Source organism: Nostoc sp. 2RC (assembly GCF_014222165.1).
In the GTDB taxonomy this organism is placed as follows: Bacteria; Cyanobacteriota; Cyanobacteriia; order Cyanobacteriales; family Nostocaceae; genus Nostoc; species Nostoc linckia.
Window position 1 is genome coordinate 1 of the sequence record NZ_JACKZU010000245.1, and the last position, 12,159, is coordinate 12,159.

Sequence of the window (12,159 nt, forward strand, 5' to 3'; positions counted from 1 at the left end):
GGAAAAGGGGAAGGGGAAAGGGGGAAAGGTTTGGTATTTTCCCTTTCTCAACTAAAGATGTATCCCTTTTATTACCATAGCCACTACCAACAGTTTTATTTTCAAGTTTAGGTCTACTTGTTGATTGCCCAATGCCCAATGCCCAATGACCAAAACAATATCCGTTACTACTGAATATGGTAGTAACGGATATTGACTTTGAATGCGCTTAAAGTTGTGGTAATAGCGACTTACTTCTCTTTTTTCTCAAACCGGGGGGGTTCGCGAAATGCGATCGCAAAAAAGAGAACACCTATGCACAAGGTAAAAATTAAGATGTATGCAACGCTTTCCATTTTATGAATTCCTGCCTATCCAGCTAGTAATGAGGATTAGGGATTGGTATTGGGGACTGGGTATTAGGGATTAGCTGTTGGCTTTCCTAGTCCCCAGTCCCCATTCCCCAGTCGCTTAGAGGGCTTCTTTCCGGCGGGTTGTCTTGTCACCCACTTTCTGGAATAGACCCCATTCTACTTGTTCTTCTAGATCCGCTTCAACACCGGCAAATACGTCTCTGTAGATTGTACGAGCGCCATGCCACAGGTGACCGAAGAAGAATAACAGAGCAAACACAGCATGTCCAAAGGTAAACCAACCTCTAGGACTGGTGCGGAATACGCCGTCAGAATTCAAGGTTTCCCGGTCAAATTCAAAGATTTCGCCGCCTTGAGCCTTACGAGCATATTTCTTCACGTCGGCTGGGTCTGTAAAGGTCTGACCATTGAGGTCACCACCGTAGAAACTAACGGTGACACCAGATTGCTCGAAGCTATACTTGGATTCTGCCCGACGGAAGGGGATGTCAGCACGGATAACTCCATCAGCATCGGTCAAGACCACTGGGAAGGTTTCAAAGAAGTTGGGGAGACGACGTACTGTCAACTCACGTCCTTCAGAATCTTTGAATACAGCATGACCTTGCCAAGATTGAGCAATACCATCGCCCTTAACCATTGGCCCTGTACGGAATAGACCGCCTTTAGCGGGGCTATTACCGACATAATCGTAGAAAGCTAGTTTTTCTGGAATCGCTGACCAAGCTTGTTCAAGGGTTGCACCTTGACCAACGCTATTTTGGACGCGACGCTGAATTTCTTGACGGAAGTAGCCTTGATCCCATTGGTAACGGGTAGGGCCAAACAGTTCAATGGGGGTGGTAGCGTTACCGTACCACATCGTACCTGCTACCACGAAAGCAGCAAAGAATACTGCTGCGATACTGCTAGAAAGTACTGTTTCAATGTTCCCCATCCGTAGAGCTTTGTAAAGTCTTTCGGGGGGTCGGACTGTGAGGTGGAATAAGCCTGCAATAATACCAACAACACCAGCAGCTATGTGGTGAGCGACGATACCGCCTGGGTTATATGGGTTAAAACCATCTGGCCCCCATTCTGGTGCTACTGGCTGGATACTACCAGTTAAACCATAGGCATCAGAAACCCACATCCCCGGCCCAAATAGTCCGGTGAGGTGGAAAGCACCAAAGCCAAAGCAAAGTAGACCAGATAAGAACAGGTGAATACCAAACATTTTTGGCAAGTCTAAAGCGGGTTCACCTGTGCGGGGATCTCTAAAGAGTTCCAAATCCCAGTAAACCCAGTGCCAAACGGCGGCTAGGAATAACAAACCGGAAAGAACGATGTGAGCCGCAGCAACGCCTTCAAATGACCAAAAGCCAGGATCGCCTGTTGAAGCGCTGGTAACACTCCAACCACCCCAAGATTGGGTAACGCCCAAACGTGCTAAGAAGGGCAGCACGAACATTCCTTGACGCCACATCGGGTTAAGAACCGGATCGCTTGGGTCATAGACAGCCAGTTCGTACAGTGCCATCGAACCAGCCCAGCCGGCTACTAAGGCTGTATGCATCAGGTGTACAGAAATCAGCCGTCCTGGATCGTTCAGAACGACTGTATGTACTCGGTACCAGGGTAGTCCCATCGACTACGCTCCTCCTCGATGAGTTAGTTTACAAAGCAATTTTCTTACTGAGATTCTAAGAAACGAAAACCGCCACTTAGAAAACTCTTTCGTTTTTTGTTATTGCCAGAGCCAGAGCTTGACCACAACCTAGTCTTATAAAATCAGACAGTGTGGAGCTTTGGCAATGCTTACTTGCTCCCTTGGGATTTCCCCCATAGGGTAGCTATCGCCAAGCAAAAATGAGAATATTTTAAAAAGTGTAACTATTGATGGAACTGTTTGCAAGCGTGTAAATTAATGCGATCGCGTAGCATGTCCAAGTTTTTTCGCTACCAATCCTGTTGGAGATTAAATTTACTTATCTTTTCTTAATGGAATAGGGCATCGAGAAGAGACGCGGGGACGCGGAGAGTGGGAGACGCGGGGACGCCACAGGGGAAAAGTTTTTGTGAGAAATTTACCATTTTCTCCTTTGTCATCTTTCCTCGTGTCTCCGCGTCCCCGTGTCCCCGTGTCCCCGCGTCCTCTTCCCCTACTGAACCACCAACTGGATATTTTGCAGGTGACACTGTGTCTGGGCGCTAGCCAAGCGTTCGATTACTTGTTCGGCAGTCATTAAACGCTTGAGTACTACTTGACCGATGGTCTGACTGGTAGCTACGGGAGTTGTTGGCTTGACTTCTACGGTTAAAATGGCTTCTTCAACTCGATAAAGCCATAGCAATTCGTTTTGTTCCACTAAACAAATATTCATTCGCTGAATATCCGGTTGGCGTCGCCATGCGGTGATTTGCCAGAGTCCATCGGATGCCCAGACTCTAGCAACTGTCCATCCCTCAGATAGAAAGAAATACTTCACGGTCTTAGTCTCGCTATTAGACTTGAAATCTGCTTTTGGTGATATCGCGATCGCTTTTTTCCCTGATGTATAAACACTAGATTTGTCAGGAAAACCATGCAGCCGTTCTCTATTAAAAAACTGCTCCAGGATTTCTGTAACCAAGTAGCAACAGGCTAAGTTTTAATCTACGCTACTGGGGTTACTGTCAGAGCTTAACAAACCTACTTCCCTAGTAACTATGAATTTACGACAAATTTAGTCAATGTTTAAAATCTTAATTAAATAAAAACTTTTCCTCATTTAAGTGATTATCCTTTGTCATTAGCGATGAGCATTTGTGTTTACAAAGCATTGAGGAATAATCACGGTGTTCTCTTTTTAAAGACACTGCACGAACACTGCAAATAAACCAACATATAGCGACCCCAAATAATTTGTGAAATATTAGGTGTTAGGGTTGTTGACTGTTGACTGTTAACTGTTGACAGTCAAAAGTCAACACCGATTAGGATTGGTATATAAATTTATTTGTACGTATATACTTAGCTACAATCATCGTCAAAAATGTTTGTAAAAATTAAGGCACAATAGCCATAAATGTAGTAAGATGTCTGACCGCTGATATCTAAAATTTTATTGCTATGACATGGTTTTCCTTGTCCGTGAAACGCTGGAGTCGGATTATACAATTTCTATCTTTGTTTTGTGTATGTTTATTTTTAGTTGTGAGTTGCACTCGTCCACAGTCAACTACGCCGCCATCGGGTTCTGTAAATAGTCCCACGGGTGACGGTCGCATTACTATAGGTACAACAGCCAAGCCGAGAACCCTTGACCCAGCTGATGCTTATGAGTTAGCAGCCCTGGGTTTGGTGTTTAATATGAGCGATCGCCTTTATAATTACGAACCAGGAAGCACAGAAATTAAACCCCAACTGGCCACAGCATTACCAAAAGTCAGTCAAGATGGCTTAACTTACACCATTCCTCTACGCCAGGGAGTAGTTTTTCACGATGGGACTCCCTTCAACGCCCAAGCAATGGCGTTTACCATCCAACGGTTCATCGAAAATAAAGGAAAACCCTCTTTCTTATTAGGGGATATAGTAGATTCGGTAAAAGCCACAGGAGAATATGAATTAAGCATTCAGCTGAAAAAGCCCTTTGCAGCCTTTCCCGCATTACTAGCATTTCCTGGGGTGTGTGCAGTTTCGCCGAAAGCTTATGAAGTTGGTGCTGGTAAATTCAAGCCGAATATTTTTGTGGGGACTGGCCCTTACAAATTAGCTCAGTATGGCACCGATTCACTGCGATTTGACGTGTTTGATAAATATTGGGGTGAAAAACCAGCCAACAACGGTGTTAACGTCCAAATTCAGACTAGTCCAGTTAACTTGTTTAATGCCTTCCGTACAGGTGCAGTGGATGTAGCTTATTTATCGCTACAACCAGACCAAACTCGCAGTTTAGAAGAAGGTGGTAAAAAAGGGGATTGGCAAGCGATCGCCGCTCAAGGTAGCGTAGTCAGTTATATGGTGTTGAACCGGAATCAACAGCCCTTAGATAAAGCAGAAGTTAGACAAGCCATCGCTTCAATAGTAGACCGTCCACTAATCAACGAACGAGTCTTACTCGGTCAAGCAAATCCGCTTTATAGCATGATTCCCACCACATTTAATGTATCTGTACCATTATTTAAAGATAAATATGGCGATGCTAATTTCGAGCAAGCCAAACAATTATTAACTACTGCTGGTTTTTCTAAACAAAATCCGGCAAAAGTTCAAATTTGGTATCCTTCGAGTTCCCCTACCCGTAGTTTGGCAGCACAGACACTTAAATCTTTAGTCGATGCCAAAATGGATGGAATTTTACAATTTGAAGTCGCCGTTGCAGAAGGCCCTGCTTTCTTTAAAGACATTTCCAGAGGATTATATCCAGTAGCTTTACTTGATTGGTATCCAGACTTTTTAGATCCAGATAATTACGTCCAGCCATTTTTATACTGTGAAAAAGGTTCAGCAGCCAAAGGATGTCAAGAAGGAGGCAGTCAAACTCAGGGTTCGTTTTACTATAACGAAACTGTTAATAAATTAATCAACGAACAACGTAAAGAACAAAACCCACAAACACGGCAGAAAATTTTTACCGAAATTCAAAATCAAGTAATTACAGACGTACCTTACGTTCCCCTATGGCAAAACAAAGATTATGTATTTGCTAGAAATGGTGTTAGTAACGTACAACTTAATCCCACCCAAATTTTGGTTTACCAGACAATTAAAAAGTAAATGGAGTTAGGAGTTGGGAATTAGGAGTTAGGAGTTAGGAATTAGGAGTTAGGAATTAGGAATTAGGAGTTGGGAGTTGGAAATTTTAAATTAGGTTGTTAGCAAAATGCACAATATAATTAATGTGATTTGTAGCAAAATAAAAATTTCCAACTTCACTAAGTAGAACAATTAAAGTATTAGTTTACAATTTGTAAATCAATTAAACTTTCATTAATCCTAACTAGTAACTCCTAACTCCTAACTCCTAACCATCAACTCCTAACTCCTAACTCCCAACCATCAACTCCTAACTCCTAACTCCCAACCATCAACTCCTAACTCCCAACCATCAACTCCTAACTCTTAACTCCTAACTTTTAACTAAAATTTATGTCTCGTTCTAAAGCTTTACAATATTACATTGTTTCCCGGTTACTGTTAGCGCCACTCCAGTTATTAACTATCATTACTATTGTATTTCTCTTACTTAGAGCAACACCAGGAGATCCGGCAGATGCAATTCTCGGTGGACGCGCGCCAGAAGCAGCTAAGGAAGAATTACGAAAACAACTCGGTTTAAATTTGCCTTTGTGGTTACAGTATCTAAATTATTTGGGAAATTTGTTGCGCTTTGATTTAGGAACTTCTTTGTTGAGTCGGGGAGAAAATGTTTGGAATATCATTTCCCAATATTTCCCCGCGACGGTGGAGTTAGCTGTATGCAGTATGGCGGTTGCGCTTATTGTGGGAATTTTAGTCGGTACTCTTTCGGCTTCCCGCCCTGGAACATCTTTTGATTTGAGTGGGCGGTTATTTGGTATTGTCACCTACGCACTCCCCATGTTTTGGGCGGGAATGATTTTCCAATTAATTTTTTCAGTACAACTCGGTTGGTTTCCCAACTCTAACCGTTTTCCCCCCAACCTTCCCGCCCCTACAGCTATCACAGGATTGTATACAATTGATAGCCTACTAGCTGGAAACTTCACTCAGTTTTTCACATCTTTGCATCATCTTGCTTTACCAAGTCTGACTTTGGGGCTTTTGCTGAGTGGGATTTTTGAGCGAATTGTGAGAGTGAATTTAAAGCAAACTCTACAGGCAGATTATGTAGAAGCAGCTAGAGCCAGAGGAATTGCCGAAAATAAGATTTTAGTCTCCCACGCGCTCAAAAACGCCTTAATTCCAGTAATTACAGTGCTGGGATTAACCTTTGCATCTTTGTTGGGTGGAGCGATTTTGACAGAGGTAACATTTTCTTGGCCTGGGTTAGCTAATCGACTATATCAAGCCATTAGCGATCGCGATTATCCCACAGTCCAAGGAGTATTGGTATTTTTTGGAGCGATCGTTGTTAGCGCCAGCATATTAATTGATATTTTAAACGCCTATGTAGACCCTCGAATTCGTTATTAACTCAAATATAGCAATCCGCTTTGACACCTGAAATCAGATTCCTATATTCTGAATTGTGACTCCTGAATTCTGAATTCTTTTTTATGAATTTTCTGGACAAATAGCGCTGGCTAAAATACCAAGAATTTTATTCACATCTTTGAGATAATATTCACTTAAATCAATGGTCAATGTTTGTTCTTCTAGTTTCAAGAATTGCCAAATACTACCCGTTGTGACTGCGCCGTAAATTGTTTTAATCTCAGTTGCAGCTTGCTGGTTAAAAATTTGGGCCGCTACCATTTCCGCAGCACACTGACCCAAACCAGCATTAATATTTTCTTTTTTAGCTTCTACAACTGTAATTACTGGCGCTGTCAAAATGAGAATTTCTGGAGATTTTGTAATAATAAAATCGCAAGTTCCATTTAATCCTTTGGTATTATCAACAGTAAAATCAACTCCAGAAAATAAACTAATTTGTTCCTGCAATTGTCTCCGTAAATCAACTAAAATTGGAGCAATAACGAATTCAGAACGAGCTTTTTCACTATTACTACCTAAAGCGATCGCCAGGTTATAATTGAGTGTTTCTACAAGTAAATTACTCGCTACTAATTCAGGAACAACAGCGAAAATATCCCGTTTTTCTATGATGTTTAAACTAAACTCCTGTTTTGCTTTAGCCAAACTAAACTCGCTGTAAGCCATAAAACTACTACTCCATTCATAGTATTTCTTAACCTACTGAGTTCCTTACTTAGTACACAATTTTATTAATGCAAATCTCTGTGTACCTCTGCGCTTGACTCTGCGTCCCTTTGCGTTTAAAAACATCGGTTTGTACCTCACTCAATTAAAAATCGCTATAGTTTATCGTTGGAAAATACACATTTAATTTTTCTAAAAAAGCTTGATTGAGAACAGCCAAAAACCATTATTGCCAATTTCCTACTAAAACATAAGGTGCCCAATAATAAGGATGAGGTGGTAAGTTCTGCAACTCTTCAAAAGGAGGATTGAGTTTTAAAGATTCTAACAGCGATAGTTGAGCTTTCCTCAGGGCATCTGCTTGTTTGGCTTGTGGCTTTTTCAAGTCTTGGTAAAATTCACCCATAAATTGGGCGGTGGAAGCATCCCCTACAGGCCAGAGAGTGGCAAGGGTACTGCGTGCCCCCGAACGCACAGCCACTCCTGCTAAACCCAAAACAGCCCGTTCGTCGCCAGTCGCAGTTTCACAGGCACTTAGTACTAATAATTCTATGGTTGTACCTGGTTCTTTGAGTAAAGCACTCAACTCATTAATGCTAATACTTTTACCATCTCCTGTAATAATAAAATTCTTTTGGGGATTAGAACTAAATAATCCATGAGTTGCTAAATGGATAACAGGAAAATTTGATTTCAACTCTTTTTGAATGGTTTTGACAGTAAACTCTTGATTGAGCAGTTTTTCAGAGGCGGGAAAAGTTTGTTTGATTCGATCTAATTCCTGGGGAACATTAACTAATGCCGCAAAAAATTCTCCTTGTACGTTAATTTGCTCGCTAACTCCAGCAGCTAAAACCTTTAGTTGTTTCTTTTCCAATTTTTGAGGAGCTAATAATTGTAGGCTGGGAACCAGGGCAACATTATATTTTTCAATGAGGTATTTTTCTCCATCGTAGAGTGCAGCTATGGGAACTCTCTGCAATCTGCCATTGAGTACAAATACTAAACTTTTGACTTGCTTGGCATCTAGTTCTGTCTCAAAAGGTTGAATCAGCCAATTATAAACTTCGCCAAAAATAGGTAAAAGTTTCTGAAGATTATCCTTTAATTCTTGGGGATTTGGATTAGAAGTAGAAAGAATATTACGGGCAGAGTTATTGATACTTAAGTTGTCTAAATTATCGTAAAGCCGGTCTAGAGTTTCATTAACTTGTTGTTCGCTAATGGCAACTACGACTTGCTGTAAAGGTTTTCCCGGCATCGAAAGAATCACTTCTAAGCGTTCTGGGAAAACAATCGGATAGATGACAGCTGCATTGGTATCAATATTATCAATTTGTAACGCTACATTTGTTGTTTCGGAACAGGGGTCTTGAAAAAAGTTATCTAGTTCTGCTAATTGCAGAGATTCTATTACCTGGCGGGCTAATTCTAGGCGGTTTTGAGAATTTTTTGTTTCCGATTTTTCGCGATTAATGGTAAAATTCGATATTACTAAAGAATTTAATTCGTTATCATCTAAATTTGATTTCAACAATAAATCTGCTAATTCTAAATACACGGGTTTGACTTCTTGAAGAAAGTCAAATTGCACATCTTGATTGTTGGCATTTAAATCGCTGCGTAGAGATTGTAAAATATTAAAGGCGGCGGTGTAAGCCGCGATCGCTCCTTTTGTATCTCCCTGTTTTCGTAGTAAACTTCCCAACTGAGATTGCCAAAGATAAGTAATTTCCCTAGCATCGCCACTGATATCTTGTTCTTGGGCTATCATCAGGGCTTGCTGTGTGAGTTTGGTTGCTCGATTTAACTGTCCTTGTTTGTCGTAAAATTTACCCAAATATCCTAGAGTATAAGTTTCGGTTCGTTTATCTTCTAGAGTCCGTGACTGTTGGAGTGCATTTGCTAACAAAGGTTCAACTAAATTTATTTGTTGGCTTTGCATCAAAGAATTAGCAAAGTTAATCTGGGCATAAATAGCAGCACGACTGGGAGATAAAGCAGTCAAATTAGGTGAAATTTGATTTTGCAATGCTTGAGCATCTTGGCTCAATTGCGACTCCAACACAGAGAGAAAATCTTTTGCTCGTTGAATTAATTTAGATTCAGAAAATCTCGTCCAAGAAGCAATGCGGCGTTGTGTTTGTTCTCTCCACCATGTTTTCATCTCCAGTAATAGCTGGAAATGATTGAGTTGTGCTTGAACTTTTGGTATTGGTGGCGCTGATGCTACCTTTGTGGCTGCAATATAGTAATTGACAGCTTGATTGTAGGGTGATATAGCATCGATGACAGATTTGCGATCGATAATGTCCGTCACTACATCATAGTCCCAGCGATCGCGGATTTGATTGCCTAAGATTCGTTCGGTGTTACCTAAACTTAGTAGCACAGCGCTTTTTGCAGTCGAGTCACCAACTGAAGACAGACTTAAGTGCAAAATTTCTTCGGAATTTTCTAATAACCCTTGTTTGCGTAGGACATCACCAAGGCTGTGCAAGCCAATGGCTTGAGTTAAAGTCAAAGAACCACCCTTTTGATTAAGAGTTTTTTGGAGTTCCTCGATTTGAGTTTGGCTACAGTTGGGGTTTGGAATTGCAAAAGCTTGCAGTAAAGTATTGCAAGCTTTGGGATACAATCCTAAATCTTGTAAAGCCTGGGATTTATTGATTAAACTCTTAGTCATCCCATCGCCATCGCCAATTTTTTTATAAGCCTCAGCCGCCGCTTCCCATAATTTTGCAGCTGCTTCTAATTCTCCAGCATTGTATCTTTGTTCTCCTTGTCTTGCTAATTCTAGAGGACTACTAGCATTAGCATGTAAACTAGAAAAATTTGACCAAACCGGCACACTCAAACTAGATAACAGCCCCAATAATGCTGAAAAAATAAATATTAATAGACGACGGTAATTTTTATAAATGATTTTTGTCATACTAATTTTTTCTTGAAGATGCACTTAATTTTGATTTGCTGCAAAAATTTTTGATTTTAAATTTTGAGTTAGTTTCTTAACTCCCCAGTCAACAGTCAACCGTCATCAATCATCAATCAACAACTTCAAAACGCTTTATACTCCATTTGAAAATACAGCCCATTTTCTTGCCATGTGCGCTTGCTATTATCAATATTTATTAAAGGAATACCCCAATCTAGGCGGGCTGTGAATCTATCTCCCATTTGCCACAGTAGTCCAAATCCTGAGCCTAATAAAGTGTTTGGGTCGGAATTTTCTCTACCTGTATTCCACACAGTACCAAAATCAATAAATGGTGCAATTTGTAAAGTCCCTTGCAGTTGTGGGAAACGGGCGATGGGTAATCGTAATTCTGCGGAAGCAAAAATCCCATTATCGCTGAGTAAAACATCTTGACGATAACCGCGTACTGTTCCTTGACCGCCCACACTAAACTGTTCTATGGAAAGCAGAGAGCCACTGGCCAATTGGATATTAGAACGCAACAACAAAGTCGGAGCCGTTGTTTGTGGTTTTGGTTGACCCAAAAGGCGCAAATAAATCATTTGTCCCCGCCACAGGAAATATCGGCTATCTGGTTCGGTATCGCTAACACTAGCGTCAAAAGCTCCAATCCCCAAATTAAACTCCGAACGAGCCGCCAGGACTTCTTGACGAGTCCGGTGTAGCCATTCTTGGGCAAAACTCAATTCAGATATCCGGGTTTTTCCTTGAGGATCGGCCCCAGCAAACAGAGGAAAATCCACTCCTTGAATCGAAGAATTACTTTCCCGCCTAGCCGCAGTAAAACTCAGCGTTAGTTCTTGGCTGACTTCTGGAGTGGCTCTTTGTAGAATTGGCTGACGAAAAGATAATTCAAACTCACGAGAATCCACCCCGATATCCAAATCATTAAAAGGAGGTTCAATAATTTTGTTGTCAGTAATTCGATAATTGAAGCCAATGCTCCCATTCCGGGGATTCACTGGCAAAGTATAACCACCTTCAAAGCTATTGCTACCATCAGTATTTTTGTAGGCAAAATTCAAGCGATCGCCAATTCCCAACAGATTGCCTTCAGATAAAGCAATACCGCGCTCAAAACTACCAATGCTGGGATTGCGGTTATTATTAATACTGAGTTCCGTTTTAAAAGTTCTCGCTCCCTTAACAATTACCGCTAGAGAATTCACACCCGGTCTAGTGCCAGCGGTGAGTTCAGCGTCTAAACTTTCAATTAAAGGATTGAGTTGCAGCAGTTGTAAAGCTTCTTTGAGGCGGTTGATATTCAGCGGTTTAGTAGTAGCAATGGCAATGCGACTGCGGACATAATCTGAATTCAAGCGTCCTTTAATGACATTGACTTGGATATCCTCTAAACTGCCTTCCACCACCTGAATTTTGATGATACCCGAACGAAATTCTTGACTGGGAATGTAAGCACCAGAGGTAATATAGCCCTTTCGCACATACAAATCGGTGATTTGATTAGCAGCTTTCAGGAGTTGAGCAAAAGTAATTGGTTGACCTGTAAAATTAGCGATCGCTGAGTTTAATTCTTCTTGATTGAAGGCCGTATTACCAACAAACTCAAACTTTTGCACAACAATACTGCCTGGAATATCTCCAGCTTCCTCTGGAGTTGGCGGTACCGTCGGGGTTATCTCAATGGGTATATTTGTTGGTGGTAGCAGATTCGTAGGCAGTTGTTCCGGCGGCTTCGGCGTCACAGGATTAATCGGCTGAGCGCCAGCAGGATTCGTATCACACACCAGCACTATAAAGGCAACACAACGAGATAAAAAACATCTCCATCGCCAAATACTTAATACCATTTTGGATTTTGGATTAGTCATTGGGCATTGGGTATTAAAGTGTTGACTGTTGACTGGTGACCGTTGACTGGTGACTGTTGACTGGTGACTGTTGACTGGTGACCGTTGACCGTTGACTGTTGAGTGTTGACTGGAAAAGCAGGATTTATTCTCCTTGTCTCCCTTGTCTCCCTTGTCTCCCCTATC

The 12,159-nt window shown here is 41.4% G+C and carries 8 protein-coding genes; 2 read left to right on the forward strand and 6 right to left on the reverse strand.

Features of this window, described 5'->3' with window-relative positions; genetic code table 11:
* Positions 1–230: 230 nt before the first annotated feature.
* The 3 genes from GNE10_RS23555 to GNE10_RS23565 all read right to left on the reverse strand — a co-directional run bounded on the left by GNE10_RS23555 (position 231) and on the right by GNE10_RS23565 (position 2,821).
* Complete coding sequence (locus tag GNE10_RS23555) at positions 231–335, reverse strand: photosystem II reaction center protein T (RefSeq protein WP_096537819.1); 105 nt, start codon at positions 333–335, stop codon at positions 231–233.
* A 115-nt stretch (positions 336–450) separates the two neighbouring features.
* Positions 451–1,980, reverse strand: a complete 1,530-nt coding sequence (psbB, locus tag GNE10_RS23560) for a photosystem II chlorophyll-binding protein CP47 (protein WP_099070787.1) — start codon at positions 1,978–1,980, stop codon at positions 451–453.
* A gap of 514 nt (positions 1,981–2,494) precedes the next feature.
* Entirely contained in the window at positions 2,495–2,821 is a 327-nt protein-coding gene (locus GNE10_RS23565) for a hypothetical protein (RefSeq protein WP_099070812.1), read from the reverse strand.
* A 623-nt stretch (positions 2,822–3,444) separates the two neighbouring features.
* On the opposite strand from GNE10_RS23565, the gene GNE10_RS23570 reads away from it, so the two are divergent.
* Positions 3,445–5,094, forward strand: a complete 1,650-nt coding sequence (locus GNE10_RS23570) for an ABC transporter substrate-binding protein (protein ID WP_185567238.1) — start codon at positions 3,445–3,447, stop codon at positions 5,092–5,094.
* A 372-nt stretch (positions 5,095–5,466) separates the two neighbouring features.
* Positions 5,467–6,492, forward strand: a complete 1,026-nt coding sequence (locus GNE10_RS23575; protein ID WP_185567239.1) for an ABC transporter permease — start codon at positions 5,467–5,469, stop codon at positions 6,490–6,492.
* A gap of 81 nt (positions 6,493–6,573) precedes the next feature.
* On the opposite strand, the gene GNE10_RS23580 is transcribed toward GNE10_RS23575, so the two are convergent.
* The 3 genes from GNE10_RS23580 to GNE10_RS23590 form a co-directional block, all read right to left on the reverse strand.
* Positions 6,574–7,182 carry a hypothetical protein gene (locus GNE10_RS23580; protein WP_185567240.1) on the reverse strand — a complete coding sequence of 203 codons (609 nt, stop codon included), beginning with the start codon at positions 7,180–7,182 and terminating at the stop codon, positions 6,574–6,576.
* A 226-nt stretch (positions 7,183–7,408) separates the two neighbouring features.
* Positions 7,409–10,117: a CHAT domain-containing protein gene (locus GNE10_RS23585; protein ID WP_185567241.1), complete on the reverse strand. Its 2,709-nt coding sequence runs from the start codon at positions 10,115–10,117 to the stop codon at positions 7,409–7,411.
* A 125-nt stretch (positions 10,118–10,242) separates the two neighbouring features.
* Entirely contained in the window at positions 10,243–11,973 is a 1,731-nt protein-coding gene (locus tag GNE10_RS23590) for a ShlB/FhaC/HecB family hemolysin secretion/activation protein (RefSeq protein WP_185567242.1), read from the reverse strand.
* Positions 11,974–12,159 lie beyond the last annotated feature (186 nt).